At 66.3% G+C, this 19,609-nt stretch carries 20 protein-coding genes; 10 read left to right on the top strand and 10 right to left on the bottom strand.

Annotation, left to right across the window (positions count from 1 at the left end):
• Position 1: 1 nt before the first annotated feature.
• The 3 genes from ACW9UR_RS03360 to ACW9UR_RS03350 are packed head-to-tail and all read right to left on the bottom strand — an operon-like array spanning position 2 to position 2,984.
• Positions 2-907, bottom strand: coding sequence for a dihydrodipicolinate synthase family protein (locus tag ACW9UR_RS03360; RefSeq protein WP_458915492.1), 906 nt, complete (start codon positions 905-907; stop codon positions 2-4).
• A complete protein-coding gene (pdxA, locus tag ACW9UR_RS03355; protein ID WP_458915491.1) occupies positions 904-1,845 on the bottom strand; it encodes a 4-hydroxythreonine-4-phosphate dehydrogenase PdxA in 942 nt (313 codons plus the stop codon). The genes ACW9UR_RS03360 and pdxA overlap by 4 nt, the downstream gene beginning before the upstream one ends.
• On the bottom strand, positions 1,842-2,984 hold the full coding sequence (locus ACW9UR_RS03350; protein WP_458915490.1) for a sialidase family protein: 1,143 nt from the start codon (positions 2,982-2,984) through the stop codon (positions 1,842-1,844). Before ACW9UR_RS03350 ends, pdxA begins: the two co-directional genes overlap by 4 nt.
• 240 nt (positions 2,985-3,224) lie before the next feature.
• Between ACW9UR_RS03350 and ACW9UR_RS03345 the strand changes: the two genes are divergently transcribed.
• Complete coding sequence (locus ACW9UR_RS03345) at positions 3,225-4,112, top strand: DMT family transporter (protein ID WP_458915489.1); 888 nt, start codon at positions 3,225-3,227, stop codon at positions 4,110-4,112.
• 17 nt (positions 4,113-4,129) lie between these two features.
• On the opposite strand, the gene ACW9UR_RS03340 is transcribed toward ACW9UR_RS03345, so the two are convergent.
• Positions 4,130-5,050 carry a LysR substrate-binding domain-containing protein gene (locus ACW9UR_RS03340; RefSeq protein ID WP_458915488.1) on the bottom strand — a complete coding sequence of 307 codons (921 nt, stop codon included), beginning with the start codon at positions 5,048-5,050 and terminating at the stop codon, positions 4,130-4,132.
• A 182-nt stretch (positions 5,051-5,232) separates the two neighbouring features.
• Between ACW9UR_RS03340 and ACW9UR_RS03335 the strand changes: the two genes are divergently transcribed.
• Genes ACW9UR_RS03335 through ACW9UR_RS03305 form a run of 7 tightly spaced genes read left to right on the top strand, consistent with a single transcriptional unit; the run spans position 5,233 to position 13,014 of the window.
• Positions 5,233-6,741: an ABC transporter substrate-binding protein gene (locus tag ACW9UR_RS03335; RefSeq protein ID WP_458915487.1), complete on the top strand. Its 1,509-nt coding sequence runs from the start codon at positions 5,233-5,235 to the stop codon at positions 6,739-6,741.
• Positions 6,742-6,796: 55 nt separating this feature from the next.
• Complete coding sequence (locus ACW9UR_RS03330; RefSeq protein ID WP_458915486.1) at positions 6,797-7,711, top strand: ABC transporter permease; 915 nt, start codon at positions 6,797-6,799, stop codon at positions 7,709-7,711.
• 4 nt (positions 7,712-7,715) lie between these two features.
• Positions 7,716-8,639, top strand: coding sequence for an ABC transporter permease (locus ACW9UR_RS03325; RefSeq protein WP_458915485.1), 924 nt, complete (start codon positions 7,716-7,718; stop codon positions 8,637-8,639).
• The gene (locus ACW9UR_RS03320; protein ID WP_458915484.1) at positions 8,636-10,267 is read left to right on the top strand and encodes an ABC transporter ATP-binding protein; all 1,632 of its coding nucleotides are present in this window, start codon (positions 8,636-8,638) and stop codon (positions 10,265-10,267) included. Before ACW9UR_RS03325 ends, ACW9UR_RS03320 begins: the two co-directional genes overlap by 4 nt.
• Positions 10,264-11,226: a 2-hydroxyacid dehydrogenase gene (locus ACW9UR_RS03315; protein WP_458915483.1), complete on the top strand. Its 963-nt coding sequence runs from the start codon at positions 10,264-10,266 to the stop codon at positions 11,224-11,226. Before ACW9UR_RS03320 ends, ACW9UR_RS03315 begins: the two co-directional genes overlap by 4 nt.
• Complete coding sequence (locus ACW9UR_RS03310) at positions 11,226-12,269, top strand: DUF475 domain-containing protein (protein WP_458916157.1); 1,044 nt, start codon at positions 11,226-11,228, stop codon at positions 12,267-12,269. The genes ACW9UR_RS03315 and ACW9UR_RS03310 overlap by 1 nt, the downstream gene beginning before the upstream one ends.
• Before the next feature lies 1 nt (position 12,270).
• Positions 12,271-13,014, top strand: coding sequence for a FadR/GntR family transcriptional regulator (locus tag ACW9UR_RS03305; RefSeq protein WP_458915482.1), 744 nt, complete (start codon positions 12,271-12,273; stop codon positions 13,012-13,014).
• A gap of 1 nt (position 13,015) precedes the next feature.
• On the opposite strand, the gene ACW9UR_RS03300 is transcribed toward ACW9UR_RS03305, so the two are convergent.
• The 6 genes from ACW9UR_RS03300 to pcaC are packed head-to-tail and all read right to left on the bottom strand — an operon-like array spanning position 13,016 to position 17,490.
• On the bottom strand, positions 13,016-14,074 hold the full coding sequence (locus ACW9UR_RS03300; protein WP_458915481.1) for a 3-carboxy-cis,cis-muconate cycloisomerase: 1,059 nt from the start codon (positions 14,072-14,074) through the stop codon (positions 13,016-13,018).
• Positions 14,071-14,859 (bottom strand): 3-oxoadipate enol-lactonase, encoded by a 789-nt coding sequence (gene pcaD / locus ACW9UR_RS03295; protein ID WP_458915480.1) that lies wholly within the window; start codon positions 14,857-14,859, stop codon positions 14,071-14,073. The genes ACW9UR_RS03300 and pcaD overlap by 4 nt, the downstream gene beginning before the upstream one ends.
• Positions 14,856-15,692 carry a beta-keto acid cleavage family enzyme gene (locus tag ACW9UR_RS03290; RefSeq protein WP_458915479.1) on the bottom strand — a complete coding sequence of 279 codons (837 nt, stop codon included), beginning with the start codon at positions 15,690-15,692 and terminating at the stop codon, positions 14,856-14,858. The genes pcaD and ACW9UR_RS03290 overlap by 4 nt, the downstream gene beginning before the upstream one ends.
• A 6-nt stretch (positions 15,693-15,698) precedes the next feature.
• Positions 15,699-16,385, bottom strand: a complete 687-nt coding sequence (pcaG, locus tag ACW9UR_RS03285) for a protocatechuate 3,4-dioxygenase subunit alpha (RefSeq protein WP_458915478.1) — start codon at positions 16,383-16,385, stop codon at positions 15,699-15,701.
• Complete coding sequence (gene pcaH / locus ACW9UR_RS03280) at positions 16,385-17,107, bottom strand: protocatechuate 3,4-dioxygenase subunit beta (RefSeq protein WP_458915477.1); 723 nt, start codon at positions 17,105-17,107, stop codon at positions 16,385-16,387. Before pcaH ends, pcaG begins: the two co-directional genes overlap by 1 nt.
• Positions 17,104-17,490, bottom strand: a complete 387-nt coding sequence (pcaC, locus tag ACW9UR_RS03275) for a 4-carboxymuconolactone decarboxylase (protein ID WP_458915476.1) — start codon at positions 17,488-17,490, stop codon at positions 17,104-17,106. Before pcaC ends, pcaH begins: the two co-directional genes overlap by 4 nt.
• Positions 17,491-17,594: 104 nt before the next feature.
• On the opposite strand from pcaC, the gene ACW9UR_RS03270 reads away from it, so the two are divergent.
• Together ACW9UR_RS03270 and ACW9UR_RS03265 are read left to right on the top strand one after the other, a co-directional pair.
• Positions 17,595-18,536: a LysR substrate-binding domain-containing protein gene (locus tag ACW9UR_RS03270; RefSeq protein ID WP_458915475.1), complete on the top strand. Its 942-nt coding sequence runs from the start codon at positions 17,595-17,597 to the stop codon at positions 18,534-18,536.
• 28 nt (positions 18,537-18,564) lie between these two features.
• On the top strand, positions 18,565-19,608 hold the full coding sequence (locus tag ACW9UR_RS03265; RefSeq protein WP_458915474.1) for a TRAP transporter substrate-binding protein: 1,044 nt from the start codon (positions 18,565-18,567) through the stop codon (positions 19,606-19,608).
• The last annotated feature ends 1 nt before the right edge of the window (position 19,609 follow it).

Here is a 19,609-nt window from a genome sequence, read left to right as displayed (position 1 = left end):
TTCAGCCTCCCAATCTTTCCATTTCCGCCCAGACATCCCGCCGCTCAGACTCGGTCAGTTCGACCAGCGGCGGCAGCAGGTTCAACCATCCGCTGTCGCCGCGGGAGCGGGCCAGCATCGTCTTGACCGTCGGCAGCTGTACATATCGGTTCGTCAGTGTCCGCCAAGCGTCGATGCGCGCCTGCGCAGCGGCGACTTCGTCGGCGCGGGCCGGATCCTGCCAGCCCTCCCACACGGTGCGGAGCGCATCGGCGCGCAGGTTCGAGGTGGCGGTGATGCACCCAGCGCCACCGGCCCGAAGCAGAGGCAGCATCAGCGGATCGGCGCCGGCCAGCACGCCCAGATCCGGGAAGATCTCGCAAAGCCGCGTCATGTTCTCGAGATCGCCGCTGCTGTCCTTTATCCCGCAGACGATACCCGGGAATTCCGCCAGCAGCCGGCCGATCAGCGCCTCGCCGATCGGAACCTGCGTGACCTGCGGGATGTGATAGAGAACCACGCGCAGCCGGTCGTCGCCGACGCCCTCGATCACCCGGGCGTAGAACCGGTAGAGCCCCTCGTCGCTCGCGCCCTTGTAGTAGTACGGCGGCAGCAGCACCACGCCTTTGGCCCCCGCCTGCACGGCGTGGCGAGTCAGTTCGATCGTATCCGCGACGGATGGGGTCGAGGTCCCGGGCAGCAGATCACCTGGCGCGATACCGGCCTCGATGGCCGCCTCGAGCAGCGACTTGCGCTGGGACAGGCCGAAGCTGTTCGCCTCGCCCGTGGTACCGAGCATCGCGATGCCGTGGCACCCCTCATCCAGCAACGCGCGGCAGTGCGCGGCGAAGAGCGTCAGATTCGGCTCGCCCTCGGGCGTGACCGGCGTCGCGGCGGCGCAGTGCACCCCCTGGATTGCGTGTTTCAAGTTCCCCCCCCGGCGACCAGCTTGCGCGCATAGGCGATGGCCGCATTCATGTTCTGGTGATTGGCGATGCCCTTCCCGGCGATATCGAATGCCGTGCCATGATCCACCGAGGTCCGGTCGATCGGCAGGCCCAGCGAAACGTTTACCGCGGTGTCGAAGGCCACAAGCTTGATCGGGATGTGGCCCTGGTCGTGGTACTGCGCGACGACAAGGTCGAATGCTCCATTGTAGGCACGATGAAAGACTGTATCGGCGGGCACCGGCCCAATGACGTCGATGCCCTCGGCCCGGGCGGCTTCGACTGCCGGAACGACCTGCACATCGTCCTCCCGGCCGAACAGTCCGCCTTCACCGCAATGCGGATTGATGCCTGCCACCGCGATCCGGGGCGCGTCGATGCCGATACGGCGCAGATGCTCGTGCCCGATACGGATCGTCGCGAGCACCTGATCGGGTGTCGCACGGTCGATGGCGTCATGCAGGCTGACGTGGGTCGAGACATGGATCACCTTGAGCCGCTCCGACGCCAACAGCATGAAGGCGCGTTTCTCACCGGTCAGCGCAGCGAGCATGCCGGTATGGCCGTCGTAGTGATGGCCGGCGGCGTTCAGCGCGGCCTTGTTGATCGGCGCGGTGACGATGCAACCGATCTCGCCCGCTTCGGCCGCGCGTACGGCTGCCTCGATGAAACGGAAGGCTGCGTCCCCTGCCCGAGGGTCTGCCTTGCCGAAAGGCAGTGGCGCGCCCTCCACCGGCAGATCCGTCACCGCGACCGACGGGTCCAGCGGCACGCCGACCGCGCTGGCCGCCGCCTCGAGCGTGCGGCGGCAGCCGAAGATGCGCGTCGCCGCGCGCTCCACCGGGGCCATCTCGGCGACCGCCTTCAAAGTGATTTCAGGTCCGACCCCCGCCGGGTCGCCCATGGTAATTCCGATCATCGTCCATCCATCCATTCCGGTGCCAGGCGAACGTGCTTGATGGCCCGGCGGAAGTACGTATAGGCCAGTTCCAGCGTCCCGTCCGGTCGCTGGAGAAGCGACGGATACGACAGTTCGTGATTGCGCCCGTCAAGGCTGTCGTTTGAGAGGCAGGTTCCCGGGCTGTCATCGACCACGTGACGGGCAGGAAAACTGCGCCCCTCGTCCTCTGACAGGCACAGCGATAGCGGGGCGCGAGGCACGCCCCATATCGGCTTGCATCCGCCGGTCGCGTTCGGCCGATCATCCGAGCCGAGTTCGTCGTAGAGCGAACTCCGCCGGTCCGGGTGCATCTGGGCGTTCACCGGGTTGCAGGCCATCGCCACCCGTCCGTCGTTGAGCCGCACCACCGAGATCGAGGAATTGTTGTTCGGGACGTTCGTCGCGACGGGCACGCTCCAGCTTTCACCGCCGTCGGCACTTTCGGTACGGAACACGTGATCTGCCTGGCGTCTGCGGAAGAAGGCGGCGAACCGGTCGCCGCCGAGCGGCACCAGCGTCATGTGAACACAGCCGACCGAGCCCGGCACCTCGACGCTGCGCCAGCTTTCGCCTGCATCCTCGCTGATCGCGAGGGCGGCGGTGTCGTCCGCCCCGATCCAGCGCGCACCGGGTCGCGGAACGCAGCGAAAGAGCGGCAGCAGCCAGGCGCCGTCCGAACGCACGTGCACCGCGCCGCGCACGAAGGTTCCGCGCGGCAGCGACAGCGCGCGGGGCGCCTGCCCGGCCTCGCGCATCCGCACGATACAGGCGTCCTGGTCACCGCCAGGCTGTGCCGTGTGAAACACCATGTCCCGCCCGTCCGGCGCGACGAACCGCACCGGGTTCTGCTCTGATCGCTCGGGATCGTCGCTCAACCTCTCTGCGGATTGCCAACGATCGCCCAAAAGGGTCGAGCGGTAGATCGAGATGTCCGATTTGCCCTCGAGCGATCCGCCGAACCACAGACAGGCGAGCGTGCCGTCCCCCGCATCGAGGAAAGCGGCATGGTTCTGGACACAGGGCGAGGGAAGAAAGGCTTCCCAGCGCCCGGCCGAGACCGGCAGGAGCCGCCCGTCCATCCGGCTTTCGATCGCTTCCGGCGTTAGCGGTGAGTCCATGGAATCCCCCTTCGGATCGGGGCAGCAATGCGCCTCGATTCATTAGTTGTCAAGTTGTTGATGACCTCAAGTCCCGGAAGGTCTCCGAGTTATGTCAATTAAGATACTGTTATAACGTATATATTTCTCGAGCCCTCCTGCCTCTTGAAATTTCTTGCCGAGAATAGTTGACATGTGCGGCGGTAGATCAGACACTACCCCAAGCCCGGCAATCCGGGCCCGGGGGAGTTCTACCAGCGAATGGATTCGACAACGCAAGCCAGCGACCGCGCCGCCCTCGTCGGCGTCGGCCTGATGATGGCGGTCGCCGCGCTCAGCGCGGTCGACGCGGTGATCGTGCGGTCGGTCTCGCCGGGCGTGCACCCGTTCGTCATCGGCTTCACGCGCTCCCTCTTTGGACTGCTGGTCGTGCTCCCCTGGATCATGGCGCGCCCGCAGGTGCTGCGCTCCGAGTTCCGGATGATGCACGTGGTGCGGGCCGCGCTGAAACTGGCCTCTCTGGTCGCCTTCTTCGCGGCCTTCGCGACCGCGCCACTGGCCGACGTCACCGCCATAGCCTTCACCGCGCCGATCTTCGTCACCCTCGGGGCCTGGGCATTCCTGTCCGAGCGCCCGCAGGCGGCGCGCATCGTCGCTGTCGTGATGGGCTTCGCGGGTGTGGTGATCGTCCTGCGCCCCGGTCAGCACGAGGGAATCCCGGCCGGACTGCTCTTCGCGTTGCTTGGCGCGCTTCTGACGGCGATCATCCAATTGATCCTGAAGCCAATGTCGGCACGCGATTCCACCCAGACACTGGTCGCCTGGAACCTGATCGTGACCGTCCCGATCGCGGCGATCCCGGCGGCGCTCTTCTGGACCACGCCGACCGCCGATCAGTGGCTGCTGCTCGCCACCCAGGGCATGATCGGCGCGCTCGCGATGTTCATGGTCACCCGCGCCTTCTCGCTTGCCGAGGCCTCGCTTATCGTACCCTTCGACTTCCTTAGGCTGCCCATCGTCGCAGGCCTCGCATTCCTGCTGTTCGGCGAGGTCGTCCCGCTCGAGACCTATATCGGCGGCATCGTGATATTCGGCGCTTCGCTTCTTATGGCGCGCACCGCCCGCACCCGCCGGAGCCGCTGGATATGACCGTGTGGACCCAGACCCTACGCGACCCGCAATTCGATCCCGGCGAGCGCCTCGCGGATCACCTCCCGTACCCGCTCGCGCAGCGGGTTTCCGCGCCGTGGCGCCGAGGCGAGGTAGATGCTGGACCGGAACCGCGCCGAGATCGGAAGCTGCCGGTAGACCAGGTTCTGCATTCTGACGGTACTGGCCGAGGTGGGCACCAGTGCCATGCCGAGACCCCGGTCAACGAGTGCAAGGACCGTATGGGTCTGGCTGACCTCCTGCACGATCCGCGGGGCGATGCCCGAGTCGGCGAACATCCCCTGGTGAACCTCGCGCAGGTACCCGCCACGTTCCGCGGAGAAGCCAATGAAGTCCTGCCCATCGATATCTTCAAGCCGAAGCTCTTCGGCCCGGCTCAGCGGGTGATCCGCCGGCAGGGCAAGCAAAAAGGGTTCGTTCACCACCCGCTCCGTATCGAGGCGTCCTGCGCGGCCGCGCGAGCGCGTCAGCCCGAAGTCCAGCCGGCCGGAGGCGAGCGCCTCTACGATCTCGTAGCTCATCATCTCGATGGGATTGAAGCTGACCCCCGGCAGATCCCGGGCGAGCGCCGCGATGACCGTGGGTACGAACTGGAACGCGGCCGAGGGCACGAAGCCCATGACGATGCTTCCGATCTCGCCCCGTTCGGCCTGGCGGGCGCTGAGCAGCGCAAACTCCGCCCGCTCGAGAATGTCATAGGCGGCGCTCAGGAAGGTTTCACCAGCGGCCGTCAGGCGGATCACCCGGTTATTGCGGTCGATCAGCCGCACCCCGACCGCATGCTCCAGAAGCTGGATCTGCCGCGACAGCGGCGGCTGGGTCATGTTCAGACGCTCGGCGGCCCGGCGGAAGTTCAACTCCTCCGCCGCGCAGACGAAGCACCTGATCTGGTGAAGTTCAAATTTGCCGCTGGCCACGCGCCCCTCCGCTCGTCACATTACAAATTGATACAACTTTTGTATCGCAGCAATCCAGATCCGAAACAGCGTTTCGCCAACTTCCCGGTATCGTTCCGGGAAAACGAAAGCCTGGCTACCGGAATCGCCGGCAAGGCCAAGTCCGCGGACCAAGAGAAGGCCGCACATAAAGGGAGGACAGAATGACACCCAGAACCAAGCTCGGAACCGTCGCAGCGGTTCTTGCCGCCGCCTGCGCCACGCAGGTGGCCGCACAGGACGATGCCGTGACCATCGTTCTTTCCGAGGAACTCGACATCGTCGATCCGTGCGAGGCATCGCGGTCCAATGTGGGACGCGTCGTGCTTCAGAACATCGCGGAGACCATGACCGAACTGGTGCCGGGCTCGGGCCTGCAGCCCCGTCTGGCCGAAAGCTGGGAGGATATCGGCGACGGCACCTGGCGCTTCAACCTGCGCAGCGGCGTCACGTTCCATGACGGCTCGGCGCTGGATGCGGGCGACGTCGCGCATTCGCTGACACGGATCAAGTCGGACCAGATCTCGTGCGAGATCGGCGCCAAGTTCTTCGGCGGCATCGAACTGACCGCCAACGTGGTCGACGACACCACGATCGAGATCAAGGCCGACCCGGCGCAGCCCATCCTGCCGCTGCTGATGTCCACCGTGACGGTCGTTCCGGCGGAAACGGCGATGGATTCCTTCGTTGATACGCCCGTGGGCACCGGCCCCTACAAGTTCGACGAATATGCCCGCGGCCAGCACATCAAGCTGTCGCAGAACCCGGACTACTGGGGCGAAGCCCCCGCAGTGAAGAACGCGACTTACGTGTTCCGCTCGGATTCCGCGGTGCGTGCGGCCATGGTCGCGGCGGGCGAGGCAGACATTGCGCCGAACATCGCACTTCAGGACGCCACCGACGCCTCGATGGACTTCTCCTATCCGAACTCGGAGAGCGTCTACATGCGGCCTGACACCACCATGGCGCCGCTCGACGACGTGCGGGTCCGGCAGGCATTGAACTACGCGGTCGACCGCGAGGCCTTCGTGGGGACCATCCTGGCCGACGGCACGCTGCTATCGACCGCGCTCGTGCCGCCCTCGACCATCGGCTACAACCACGACCTGGAGCCCTATCCCTACGATCTGGAGAAGGCCAAGGCCCTGCTCGAGGAAGCCCGCGCCGACGGCGTGCCGGTCGACACCGAGATCACGCTGATCGGGCGCACCAACAACTGGGGCAACGTGCTGGAGACGATGGAAGCGCTGCTGGCCATGTGGCAGGACGCGGGCTTCAACATGTCGCTGCAGATGGTCGAGGTGGCCGAGTGGCTGGAGCACTACTCCAATCCGTTCCCCGAGGGCCGCGGCCCCGAGATCGTTGCCGCGCAGCATGACAACGCCAACGGCGACCCGGTGTTCTCGGTGTTCTTCAAGTACGCCTCGGAAGGTCTGCAGTCGGCGGTTCGCGATCCGGATCTCGATGCGATGATCCTCGATGCGACCACGGCCACGGGTGACGAGCGCGCGGCGAAGTGGGCCGAGCTCTTCAAGTACATCGCCACCGACCAGGTCTACGATGTGCAGCTGTTCCACATGGTCGGCTTCAGCCGGGTGAACCCACGCCTGGACTTCTCGCCGACGATCCGCACCAACAGCGAGCTGCAGCTTTCGCAGATCTCGTTCAAGTAATGGACGCTTTCCGGGGGCGGCACGCCTCGCCCCCGGAACGAAAAGGGGCTCCGAAATGAAGGGCTTTCTTGGCAAACGGGCGATCGCCAGCGCGATCTCCCTCGTCGGACTTGTCATCCTCGTCTTCTTCCTCAGCAGGCTGACCGGCGATCCGACCGATCTCTACCTGCCCCTGGATGCCAGCCAGGAGGCGCGCGAGAACTTCCGCAACATCCACGGCCTGAACGATCCGCTGATGGTCCAGTTCGGGCGGTTCCTGGGCGATCTGGCCCAGCTGGATTTCGGCATGTCGATCCGCCGGGCCGAGCCAGCGCTTGACGCGGTGCTGCGCGCCTTCGTCTGGACCCTGCAGCTGGCCGCGATCACGATGTTCCTGGTTACGCTGCTGGCCATCGTGATCGGCAGCCTCGCCGCGTTCAACGTCGGCGGCCTGTTCGACCGGCTGGCCACGTTCTTCTCGCTGATCGGCGCCAGCGCGCCGGATTTCTGGATCGCCATCGTCGCCATCGTCTTGTTTTCGGTCCAGCTGGGCTGGGTCCCGACCAGTGGCACCGGCTCGGTCTGGCACTGGATCCTGCCGATCTCGGTGCTTTTCATCCGGCCCTTCGGGCTCATCCTCCAGGTGGTGCGCGGCTCGATGATCACGACGCTGTCCTCGCCCTATATCAAGACCGCCCGAGCGAAGGGAGTGAAGAACCGACCGATCATATTCGTGCACGCGCTGCGCAACGCCATGCTGCCTGTCATCACCGTGATCGGCGACCAGGCCGCCGGACTTCTGAACGGCGCCGTCGTCGTCGAGACCATCTTCGGCTTCCCGGGCGTCGGAAAGCTGATGATCGACTCGATCCTGCAGCGGGATTTCGCCGTCATCCTGGCCGCGATCATGGTCACCGCCGCAGCCATCTTCGTCATGAACCTTCTGATCGATATCCTCTATGCCATCCTCGATCCCCGCATCCGGTACTGAGCCCATGGCGCAGACACAGCCCGATACGCCCAAGCTCGCCGACGCGCCGCACCCGGCGCGGCAGATCCTGGCGATGCTCTGGCGCGACAAGTTCGCCTTCGCCGCCGCGTGCTTCCTGCTGCTGATGGTGTTCTGCGCCCTGTTCGGCCCTGCCCTCTTCGAGGAGGTCGCGACCAAGCAGAACCTGCGCGGGCGCAACGCGCCACCGTTCGACTTCACAAAGCCCTGGCTCTTCTGGCTGGGCGGCGACGCGCTGGGCCGGCCGCTGCTGGCGCGGATCATCGTCGCGGCGCAGAACACGCTTCTGGTCGCCGCCGGAGCCGTCGTCTGCTCGCTTGCCATCGGCACCGCGCTGGGGCTGATCGCGGGCTACACGTCGAAGCTCGCCAGCCAGGTCATCATGCGGCTGGCGGACGTGATCATGTCCTTCCCCTCGCTGCTGCTGGCGGTGATCGTGCTCTACATGCTGTCACCCTCTGTCGGGAACCTCGTGATCGTGCTGGCGATCACCCGGATCCCGGTCTACCTGCGCACCTCGCGCGCCGAGGTGCTCGAGGTCCGCGAGCGCATGTTCGTGCAGGCGGCCAAGGTGATGGGCGCCTCGAAGCCGCGCATCGTGTTTCGCCACATCCTGCCGGTGATCTTCCCGACGCTGGTGACCATCGCCACGCTCGACTTCGCCTTCGTGATGCTGGCCGAAAGCTCGCTGTCGTTCCTGGGCATCGGCATCCAGCCGCCAGAGATCACCTGGGGGCTGATGGTCTCGCAGGGCCGCCCATACCTGACCACCGCCTGGTGGCTGTCGTTCTGGCCGGGCCTCGCGATCATCCTGACAACCCTGTCGCTGAACCTGCTATCGAACTGGATGCGAACCGCGCTCGATCCGGTCCAGCGCTGGCGGCTGGAAATCCCGCGGAGCAAGACATGACCGAGCATCTTCTCGAGGTTCGCAACCTGACCGTGGACTTTCACACCGCCCGCGGCACCGTCCACGCGGTCCGCGACGTCAGCTGGCACCTGGACCGTGGCGAGTGCCTGGCGATCCTGGGCGAATCCGGCTCGGGCAAGTCGGTCTCGGCCTCGGCGGTGATGAACCTGATCGACTGCCCGCCGGGCGAAATCGTCTCGGGCGAGATCCTGTTCGAGGGCCGAAACCTGCTGACCCTGTCCGACGAGGCGCGGCGCGAGCTGAACGGCAAGCGGATCGCGATGATCTTCCAGGACCCGATGAGCCATCTGAACCCGGTCTACACCGTGGGTTTCCAGATCGCCGAGATGATGACCGCGCATGGCGTCGGGGGCTCGGACGCGCGCGCCCGCACGCTCGACCTGATGCGCCGCGTCGGCATCCCCGAACCCGAGGTGAAGATCGACGCCTACCCGCACCAGTTCTCGGGCGGCCAGAGGCAGCGCCTGATGATCGCGATGGCGCTGGCGCTGAAGCCCGACATCCTGATCGCGGACGAGCCGACCACCGCGCTCGACGTTACGGTACAGGCGCAGATCCTCGCCCTACTCGAGGAGCTTCAGCGCGAGACCGGCATGGGCCTTTTGTTGATCACCCACGACCTTGGTGTCGTAGCCGAGGTCGCGGACCGCGTCGTCGTCATGAACTCCGGCGAGATCGTCGAGACCGGCAGCGCCGCCGAGGTCTACCGCACCCCGCGTCACCCCTACACCCGCAAGCTGATCGACGCCGTGCCCGGCTCGGGCGAGATGGCAGCCCCACTCGACACCGGGATCAAGCCGATCCTCGACGTACAGGGGCTGACCAAGGAATACGGCCCCTTCACCGCGCTCGATAACGCCTCGCTGACGGTGCTGCCGGGCGAGACCGTCGCGATCGTCGGCGAAAGCGGCTCGGGCAAATCGACGCTGGCCAAGACCCTGCTGCGGCTGGAGGAGGCCACCAGCGGCGCGGCCTACTACGAAGGCAAGGACCTGATCTCGATGCCGCCGAAGGAGCTGTTCGCCCTCAGGCGCGAGATCCAGATGGTGTTCCAGGACCCGACGCAATCGCTGAACCCGCGCATGTCGGTAGGCCAGATCATCTCGGAAGCGTTCGTGATCCACCCAGGCATTCTCCCGAAGGACCGCTGGGACGCACGGGTGCGGGAATTGCTGCAACAGGTCGGCCTCGACCCTAGCCACATCCACCGCTACCCGCACCAGTTCTCGGGCGGGCAGCGGCAGCGCATCGCCATCGCTCGCGCCCTGGCGCTGGAGCCGAAGCTCATCATCTGCGACGAGGCCGTCTCGGCGCTCGACGTCTCGATCCAGGCGCAGGTGATCGACCTTCTCAACAAGCTGCAGAAGGATCTGGGCCTGAGTTATCTCTTCATCGCCCATGACCTGCCGCTGGTCCGCGACTTCGCGCATCGCGTGGTCGTCATGCAGGGCGGCCGGATCGTCGAGCAGGGCCCGGTCCGGCAGATCTTCGATAGCCCGCGCGAGCCCTATACGCGGGCCCTGCTGGCCGCGAGTCTCGATCCCGATCCCGAGGTGCAGGCCGAGCGCAGGCAGGCTCGCGCCCAGCTGGAAGAGGCGGCGCCATGAGCAAGCCCGAAGTCCTGGTGATGCACGCCGCCCGCCCCAAGGCGATGGCGCAACTCGCAGAGGCCTACACGCTTCACCGCTACGACGAGGCCGGGGATCCGGTGACATTCCTGGCGCAATACGGCCCGCTCTGCCGCGCCGTGGTGACAAACGGCCATACGCCGCTGACAAATGCGGACCTTGCGCACATGCCCGGCGTCGAGATCGTCGCCTGTGGGTCGGCAGGGTTCGAAAGCATCGACGTGGATGCGCTGACGGCGCGGGACATCCCGCTGACCAATACCTCTGCCGCCCTACATGACGACGTGGCGGACACGGCGCTGATGCTGACGCTCGCAGCCCGGCGAGAGCTGATCGCGGCGCATGCCTACGTCCGCTCCGGCGACTGGGGCCGAAAGGGCATGTATCCGCTGCTTTCGGCGATCCGCGGCAAGCGCGCCGGGATCGTCGGTCTCGGCAACATAGGCCTTGCCATCGCGCGCCGCTTCGAGCCGCTGGGGCTGGAGATCGGGTACACCTCCCGTAGCCGAAAGCCGGTCGATTTCGCCTTTCACCCGACCGCTCGGGACCTTGCCGATTGGGCCGACATCCTCGTGCTCGTGGTGCCAGGAGGCGAGGAAACCCGAGGCATGATCGACGCCGAGGTGCTGGCGGCACTTGGGCCCACGGGCACGCTGATCAACGTTGCACGCGGCAGCGTCGTGGACGAGCCTGCCCTGATCGCCGCGCTGAAGGACGGAAAGCTGGGCAGCGCCGGGCTCGACGTCTACCTGAACGAACCAGAGCCGGACCCGGCGCTGATCGCGCTGCCGAATGTGACGCTCTATCCTCATCACGCCAGCGGCACGGTCGAGACCAGGGATGCAATGGCACAGCTCGTGGTCGACAACCTGGCAGCCCATTTCCAGGGCAGACCCTTGCTCACGCCCGTCAACGCAGTACCGGTTCCCGCGAAGTGATCTCCACCACACTCCACTATTTCCGCTGGCCAATCGCCCTGACCTTCATTGGGCTGGGCCTCGCCTTCCTTCTTGGGCTGAACACCGCCGATAGCCTGACAGGTGCGCTGTCCTTCCTGATGATCGGCGTCGTGCTGGCGGTGCTGGAGATCTCGCTCAGCTTCGACAACGCGATCGTCAACGCCAACAAACTGAAGGACATGACCCCCGAATGGCAGCACCGCTTCCTGACCTGGGGCATCCTGATCGCCGTCTTCGGCATGCGGATCATCTTTCCGCTGGCCGTGGTCTCGATCGCCGCGCGGATCGACCCGATCTCGGCGGTGGTGCTGGCCGCCTCGAAGCCGGAGGAATACGCCCACATCATGGAGGAGGCGCACCTGACGATCTCGGCCTTCGGCGGCACGTTCCTGATGATGGTCGCGCTCAGCTATTTCATCGACCAGGAGAAGGACGTCGACTGGCTGCGCGCGGTCGAGTCCCGGCTTCGGGATTGGGCCTCGCTACGCGGCGTCGAGATGGCGATCGTGCTGGCCTTCGCGATGCTCTTCACCACGATCCTGCCCGACGACCAGGGGGCGGAGTTCCTCTTCGCCTCGATCTGCGGCCTGCTGACATTCCTCGCGGTGGAACTTCTGGGACAGGTGCTCGACAGTGCCGAGGCCGCGCGGGGCACCGCGGCAAGCGGAGGCCTTGGGGCCTTTCTCTATCTCGAGGTGCTGGACGCCAGCTTCTCGTTCGACGGAGTGATCGGCGCCTTCGCTCTCACCCAGAACCTGTTCCTGATCGCCATCGGCCTCGGCATTGGCGCTTTTTACGTCCGCTCGATGACCATCATGCTGGTAGAACGGCGAACGCTGGCGCAGTTCCGCTACCTGGAGCATGGCGCATTCTATTCGATCCTGACGCTTTCGGTGATCATGTTCGCCCAGTCGATCACCCATATCCCCGAGGTGATCACCGGCCTGATCGGCGCGGGGCTGATCGGCCTCGCCCTCTATTCCTCGATCCGGCACAACCGGCTCGTCGAGGCGGAGCACTGAGATGCCGGACAAGGGTTTCATGTCGCGCCGGGCACTCTGGCAGGCCAAGCTTGCCGAAGAGGTGATGCAGGGCATCGCCCATCGGATCCGCACCGGAGATTTGGCCCCCGGCCACCCCGTGCCCGACCGGCACGAGTTGGCTTCCAGCTTCGTGACCAGCGAAACCGTTGCCGAGCGGGCGCTGGGACTGCTGGTGGACGAAGAGCTTGCCGCGCCCGGACCGGATGGCACACTGATCGTCGCGGCGCGGTCCCCGCGCGGCGGGGCGCTCACCCTGCCCCCTGCCAGCGATACAACACGCGAGGACGTCATCGCGCTCGTCGAACTGCGTCTCGGCGTCGAGTCCGAAGGCGCTGCCCTGGCCGCCGAGCGGCGCACGGACACGCAGCTTGACGAGATCCGGGGCGCCGCGCTGGCCTACGAGAACGCCGCCGGCGCGGAACAAGCGCCCGCCGCCGCCGACTACGGCTTCCATCTCGCCGTCGCCCGCGCGACCGGCAACGCCTACATCGAGGAACTGACCGAGTATCTGGGGCCACTGATCATCCCGCGGATGCGCGTATCGCTCACCTCGGCGGGCACCTTCGGCGACCGTGACCTGAGCAATTCGCGCGCCGAGCATCGGGCAATCGTCGAGGCGATTGCCGCAAGCGACCCCGAAGCGGCGAGGGCAGCCATGCTGGCACATCTCGGCCGGACGCTGGAACTGGTGAAGGGATCGCCGCCCGATTCCGAACGGGCGTAGTTCAGGCGTCCGGCTCTCCCATTGCCTCGACACTCTCCACCAGTTCCAGCGCCAGCGCGAGACCGCGGGCTGTGGCCTGCGCCATCTGCGGAAGCACCATCCACTCCAACGTCCAGGCCGCGCCCGAGCGTTCCTGCTCGTGCACCAGCGCCTGGTGCATCGCCGAGACCTGCACGGCGTTAAACCGCGCCAGCGCCACCAGCACCTCGGCCTTCACCGGGTTGCGCTTGTGCGCCATTGCCGACGAGCCGCCGCCGCCTGAGAGCGTGATCTCGTCCAGCCCCTGCTGCGCCATCAGGCAGATATCCTGCCCCATCTTGCCAAGGCTGCCCGAGACCAGCGACAGGAAGCTCGCGTAGTCCGCGATCCCATCGCGGCGGGCGTGCCAGACCTCGGCGGCCTGCAGACCCAAATCGCCCGCAACCCCGGCAACGATCTCTTCGGCCTGCGCGCCCAGCGCCGCGCGGTCGCCGGCCGCGCCGCCGAGCTGAACCCGCTCGACAATACCGCGAAGCCGCGCGAGCCGTTCAAGGTGATCGCTGAGCGGCAGGGACCATGATGCGATCCGGTCCGCGACGCGGATCTCGCGCGCCGCCTGCATTCGCGTGCGTCCCATCAGTGGCACTGCGCCGAACCGCTCGGCCAGCGCGTCGAGCGCGTCTAGGAGCGTTTCCAGCCGTTCCTGCAAAAGGTTCGATGTCTCTTGCAGGGTCAGCGCCAGCGCGCTGTCCACGACATCCTGCGAGGTTGCGCCATCGTGCACCGCCTCTGCTGTGGTCCCTGCCTCGGCGTGCAACTGGCGGACCAGCGCGGGGATCGGCACCCCGTCGCGGGCCATGCCGTCCCGCAGCGAGGACGGGTCGATATCCGCCTGCTCGATGGCCCGCGCTGCGGCCTCGGCCTGTTCCTCGTCGAACAGTCCCGCCGCCCCGCAGGCACGCGACCAAGCGGCCTCGAACGCCAGCATGTGCGACAGCTCCCGCTCCGCCGACCAGATCGCCGCCGCTTCGTCGTCGCCCAGCAATCCGCCGAGCCAGGGGTGTTCGAAGGGACCGGTCACGACAGCCCCGCGTGGATGTTCACAACCGCCCTTGCCACGGCCTCGGGCGCTTCAATACAGGGCAGATGGCCGACGTTCGGAAGGACAGTCAGGCCCGCGCCGGGCACGGTCTCGGCCAGCTTGCGGACGATCTCCGGGGGCGTCGCAAAATCCTCGTCCCCCGCAAGACAATGGCAGGGCACCGAGATCGCCGCCGCCCTCGCGCTGTAGTCCGTGTCGCGGATCGCGGCGCAGGTCGCGACATAGCCCTCGGCCGGAGTGCGGATCAGCATGTTTCGATAGAGCTCCAACCGCTCGGGCTGGCCTTCGCGGAAGGCGCGGGCGAACCAGCGTTCCAGCACCGCATCCGCGATGCTCTCCAGCCCTTGCCCCATCACCGCGTCGATCCGCGCCTGCCAGTTTGCGGCATCGCCGATCTTCATGCCGGTGTTCGACAGCACCAGTCCCGCGACCAGATCCGGTCGCGTCGCGGCCAGTCCCTGCGCGATCATGCCGCCAACCGAGACGCCGCAGACCACCGCGCCCGACAGTACAAAACGGTCCATCAGCGCAGCTAAGTCCGAGACATGCGTCTCCATCTCTAGCGCGGTCGCATCCGACAGTCCGTGCCCGCGCTTGTCCCAGGTCAGTACCGGCAGGTCGGCGGGCAACGCATCGATGACCGCGTCCCAGATCCGCAGATCGGTGCCAAGCGAGTTGGCGAAGACCACGGGCCGCCGACCCTCTGCCCCGGGGCGGAAAGCAGCGTGGAGCACCGCACCGTCGACGGCGACCGCCTGGGTCATGCGGCGGGCCGCAGCTTCAGGATCTCGCGCGCCTGGACGACGGTGGCAACGGGCCGCTCGAACCGCTCGCAGACCGAGACCGCGCGCTTGACCAGAGCGGCGTTCGACGGCGCAAGGGTGTCCCTGTCCAGCCGCACGTTGTCTTCCAGTCCCGTGCGCGCGTGACCGCCCGACGCAATCGCCCACTCATTCACCTTCAACTGGTTCGCGCCCACGCCAGCGGCGCACCACGGGGCATCCTCTCCCAGCAGGCGCTTGACCGTGTGAACGTAGAAGTCGAAAACCTCGCGGTCGGCTGGCATGGCGTTCTTCACGCCCATCACGAACTGCACATAGGGCACCTCGGGCAACCGCCCGTCGGCATGCATCTTCGCGGCCTGGAAGATGTGGCTGAGGTCGAACGCCTCGATTTCGGGGCGCACCTCGTATTTCACCATCTCCGAGGCCAGCCAGTCCACCAGGTCGGGCGGGTTCTCGTAGACGCGCGTGGGGAAGTTGTTCGACCCGACCGACAGCGAGGCCATGTCGGGCCGCAGCGGCAGCATCCCGCCACGCGCCTGCCCGGCGCCCGAACGCCCGCCGGTCGAAAGCTGGATGATCATGCCGGGGCAGTGTTTCTCCACCGCCTCCTTCAGCCGTGCGAACTTCTCCGGATCGCTCGACGGGGTCTGATCGTCGTTGCGCACATGGGCATGCAGGATCGCCGCCCCGGCCTCGAAGGCCTCGTGCGTGCTTTCGACCTGTTCCTCGACAGTGATCGGAACGGCCGGGTTGTTCGCCTTGGTCGGCACCGAGCCGGTGATCGCGACGCAGATGATGCAAGGTTGTGTCATCGGTCCTCAGATTTCGAAGAATACGGTCTCGTTTTCGCCTTGCAGGCAGATATCGAACAGATAACGCGCGCGCCCGTCCTCGGCCGGCTCGTCCTGGCGATGCGCGATCAGGGTCGCGCGGCGGCTTTCCCACTCGATCAGATTCAACACGGGATCGGCGGCATTTGCCTCGGCCTCATCCGAGAAATAGAGACGCGTGTTGAGCCCGAGGTTGATCCCGCGCGCCACGACCCACAGGTGCAGGTGCGGCGCCTGGAGCGGCTGCGACGCAGGCGCGGGCGCGGCTTGGCCCGCAGCACGGACCTCGTTGCGCTGCATCGGCACGCGGCCCGGCACCCGGCCCGGTTTCACCGTGTCGAGGACGAACACCCCGGTATCGAAATCGGTTATGACCCTGCCCCAGCCACGGAAGCCTTCCTCGACCTGGCCCGGATGTTCCGGGTGGGCGTGGATGCCGTCGGCATTGGCCTGCCAGACCTCGATCAGCGCGTCCTTCACGGGGCTGCCCATGCCGTCGATGACCCGGCCCTCGACGCGGATCTTCTCGCCTTTCGCATTGGGACCGGCGATGTCCCAGCCCAGTTCCTGGCGGTAGATGTCGAAACCGGCAGCGCCGGGCGCCAGACCGATGTGGACATAGGGCCCGGCGGTCTGCGACGGAGTTTCCTTGAGGTAGTCGATCCACTCGCGCATCAGTTTCCCTCCAGCCGGTTTTCGAACAGCGTGGAGCGGCGGCCCCGCAGCACGATATCGAAGCGCCAGGCAATCGTATCCAACGGGATCGTGGAGTTCATGTCCAGCCGCGCTGTCAGCGCCTCGATCCCCGACGGATCCGGCACCGTGCCCAGGATCGGACAGAGCGGGATCAGCGGATCGCCCTCGAAATAGCACTGCGTGATCAGCCTCTGGCTGAACGAGGTGCCAAAGACCGAAAGGTGGATATGCGCCGGACGCCAGTTGTTGACCCAGTTGCGCCAAGGGTAGGCGCCAGGCTTCACGGTGCGGAAGAAGTAGTAGCCGTTCTCGTCGGTCAGCGTGCGGCCGCAGCCGCCGAAGTTCGGGTCGATCGGCGCAAGATAGGTGTCCTTCCGGTGCCGGTATCGCCCGCCCGCGTTCGCCTGCCAGATCTCGACCAGCGTGTTCGGCTGCGGGCGGCGGTTCTCGTCCAGAACCTGCCCGTGCAGGATGATCCGCTCGCCAATCGGGTCGCCATTCTGCGCGTAGTTCCGGATCAGATCGTTGTCGATCGGATCTATGTCACCGTGCCCGAAGGTCGGGCCGGTAATCTCGCCCATGCCCTGTTCGAGACTGATCATCGACTGTCGCGGAGAGCGCGCGATCGAGGTCTTGTAGTCCGGGGCCAGAGTTGGCGGATGCCGGTGACGGTCCCTCTGGTAGAATTCGGCCGGGGTCATCGTCCCTTCTCCTCCTCCATTTCGTCCAGCGCCTGCCGCGCCAGCTTGATCGCATGGTTGGCCTTGGGCACGCCCGCGTAGATCGCGACATGCAGGAAGGCCTGCATGATGTCGTCCGGGCTGGCCCCGGTATTTGCGGTGGCCCGGACGTGCATCGGGATCTCCTCGAAATTGCCGGTCGCGGCCAGAAGGGCCAGCGTCAGCATCGAGCGTTCCCGCCGGGTGATCGTGTCGTCGGCCCAGACAGTACCCCAAGCCGATTCGGTGATCAGGTCCTGGAAGGGCGTGTCGAAGGCGTTCTTGGCCGCCTCGGCCTTGTTCACATGCGTGTCGCCCAGCACCTGCCGCCGAATCCGCATGCCTTGATCGAGTCTTGATGTCATGCGCCCCTCCTGCCCTCCTTATACATTACGAATGACATCTTTGAATTGAATTTTTAGCGGCTTCATAGTACCTGACGGTTATGGATATCGAATCCCGCCTCAGGTTGCGCCACATCACGTGCTTCCTCGCGATTGCCGAGGTCGAAAGCGTATCCGAGGCGGCCGAACACCTGGGCCTCACCCAGCCGGCGATGTCGAAAACCCTGCGCGAACTCGAGGAAATCCTGGGCCGTCAACTGTTCGACCGTGCCGGGCGTCGGCTGCACCTGAACGCCGAGGGGCGGATCTACCAGGGCCACGCCTCGGCCGCGCTGCTTGAGCTGATGCGCGGTCAGAGCCGGATCCGGGGCAATACGACCGGCTCGCGGCTGAAGGTGGGCGTTCTGCCGACCGCCGCCAGCGACCTCTTTCCCCGCGCCGCGCTGAAATACCGGGCGGAGAATCCCAAGGCGCGGCTCTCGGTGATGACCGGGCCGAACTGGCTGCTGTTCGACATGCTGCGCGAAGGGCGCCTCGACATGGTCGTCGGCCGGATGCCCGAGACCGAGGCACTGTCGGGCCTGACGTTCCAGCAGCTCTACGTCGAGGACGTCGTGCTGGTCGTGCGGCCGGGTCACCCGCTGACGCGCACCGTGCGCCCCGCCGCCCAGATCGCCGACTATCCGCTTGTGCTGCCGCCGGGCGGCGCCGTGATCCGCAAGACCGTGCTCCGCTATCTCGAGAGCATCGGCCTGCCCGAAGCCGAGGGCGCGTTCGAGACCGTCTCGCTGACCTTCGGCCGCAAGGTCGTGCAGGAATCGGACATGGTCTGGTTCATCTCGCGCGGGGTTGTCGCGGATGAGCTGTCCAACGGAACGCTCGTCGATATCCCGCTGGTCTCGAAGCTGCTCGCCGGACCCGTTGGGATCAGCCAGAAGGAATCCGTGCCGCCAAGCCTAGAGCGTGCCGCGCTGATCGCGGCACTTCGCGACGTGGCCGACGGCCAGCAGAACCACGACACTTCGCCCACCGGGGGCCAACGGGATACCCAGCCCGCGGCGAAGTGACGATCCGGAGTTTCAAAGGGAGGAAACCATGAAACGACATATCGCAAGAACCGCGCTCGCGGCCTTCGCCGTGCTGGCGGGCTCTGCCGTCTCGGCGCAGGAGCATGTCTTCAAGCTTCATCACTTCCTGGGTGCGACCGCCCCGGCGCAGACCCAGATGCTCGAACCCTGGGCCCGCCAGGTCGAAGAGAACTCCGGCGGCGCCGTGAAGATCGAGATCTACCCCTCGATGACGCTGGGCGGCCGCCCGCCTGAGCTCATCAACCAGGTTCGCGACGGTGTGGTCGATCTGGTCTGGACCGTGAACGGCTACACCCCGGGCCTGTTCCCGCGCACCGAGGTGATGGAACTGCCCTTCGTCTACGTCAACGATCCGGTCGCGACCAACCTCGCCATGCTCGACCTCTACGAAGAGCACCTCGCCGAGGACTACAAGGGCGTCGAGCCGATGTTCCTGCACGTCCACGCCGGCCAGGGCATCCACATGGCGGACAAGGAAGTACGCGCGCCCGCTGACCTCGAGGGCATGAAGATGCGCATCCCGACGCGCACCGGTGCCTGGATCATCGAGGCTCTCGGCGCGGCCCCGGTCGCGATGCCGGTCCCCGACCTGCCGCCCGCGCTGTCGAAGGGTGTCGTCGACGGCGCCTTCATCCCGTGGGAGATCATCCCGCCGCTGAAGATCCAGGACCAGACCGAGTACCAGATCGAAGGCCACGACATGGCCCGCTTCGGCAACACGACCTTCCAGGTCTCGATGAACAAGGCCCGCTGGGATAGCCTCCCCGACGACATCAAGCAGGCCTTCCGCGATGCCTCGGGCCGCGACTGGGTGGCCGAGGTCGGCCGGATCTGGCGCGCCACCGACGATTTCGGGATCAACCTCGCCGTCGAGGCGGGCAACACCCACATCGTCCTGAGCGAGGAAGAAACCGAGGTCTTCCGCACCGCACTCGAGCCGGTGGTGGATCGCTGGATCGAGGACGTCGCCTCCAACGGCGTCGACGGCACCGCCCTGGTCGAGGCTGCCCGCGCCGCAATCGAGGCCAACGCTCAGGCCGCCAGCAACTGAT

This window comes from Halovulum sp. GXIMD14794, from assembly GCF_054457455.1.
This window is presented reverse-complemented; position numbering and strand designations above follow the sequence as displayed.

Excerpts from the sequence above, each read along its gene's own strand:
- pdxA (WP_458915491.1), bottom strand. The coding sequence starts at position 1,845 with ATGATCGGAATTACCATGGGCGACCCGGCGGGGGTCGGACCTGAAATC.
- ACW9UR_RS03350 (WP_458915490.1), bottom strand. The coding sequence starts at position 2,984 with ATGGACTCACCGCTAACGCCGGAAGCGATCGAAAGCCGGATGGACGGG.
- ACW9UR_RS03345 (WP_458915489.1), top strand. The coding sequence starts at position 3,225 with ATGGATTCGACAACGCAAGCCAGCGACCGCGCCGCCCTCGTCGGCGTC.
- ACW9UR_RS03335 (WP_458915487.1), top strand. The coding sequence starts at position 5,233 with ATGACACCCAGAACCAAGCTCGGAACCGTCGCAGCGGTTCTTGCCGCC.
- ACW9UR_RS03330 (WP_458915486.1), top strand. The coding sequence starts at position 6,797 with ATGAAGGGCTTTCTTGGCAAACGGGCGATCGCCAGCGCGATCTCCCTC.
- ACW9UR_RS03325 (WP_458915485.1), top strand. The coding sequence starts at position 7,716 with ATGGCGCAGACACAGCCCGATACGCCCAAGCTCGCCGACGCGCCGCAC.
- ACW9UR_RS03320 (WP_458915484.1), top strand. The coding sequence starts at position 8,636 with ATGACCGAGCATCTTCTCGAGGTTCGCAACCTGACCGTGGACTTTCAC.
- ACW9UR_RS03315 (WP_458915483.1), top strand. The coding sequence starts at position 10,264 with ATGAGCAAGCCCGAAGTCCTGGTGATGCACGCCGCCCGCCCCAAGGCG.
- ACW9UR_RS03305 (WP_458915482.1), top strand. The coding sequence starts at position 12,271 with ATGCCGGACAAGGGTTTCATGTCGCGCCGGGCACTCTGGCAGGCCAAG.
- pcaD (WP_458915480.1), bottom strand. The coding sequence starts at position 14,859 with ATGACCCAGGCGGTCGCCGTCGACGGTGCGGTGCTCCACGCTGCTTTC.
- ACW9UR_RS03290 (WP_458915479.1), bottom strand. The coding sequence starts at position 15,692 with ATGACACAACCTTGCATCATCTGCGTCGCGATCACCGGCTCGGTGCCG.
- pcaG (WP_458915478.1), bottom strand. The coding sequence starts at position 16,385 with ATGCGCGAGTGGATCGACTACCTCAAGGAAACTCCGTCGCAGACCGCC.
- pcaH (WP_458915477.1), bottom strand. The coding sequence starts at position 17,107 with ATGACCCCGGCCGAATTCTACCAGAGGGACCGTCACCGGCATCCGCCA.
- pcaC (WP_458915476.1), bottom strand. The coding sequence starts at position 17,490 with ATGACATCAAGACTCGATCAAGGCATGCGGATTCGGCGGCAGGTGCTG.
- ACW9UR_RS03265 (WP_458915474.1), top strand. The coding sequence starts at position 18,565 with ATGAAACGACATATCGCAAGAACCGCGCTCGCGGCCTTCGCCGTGCTG.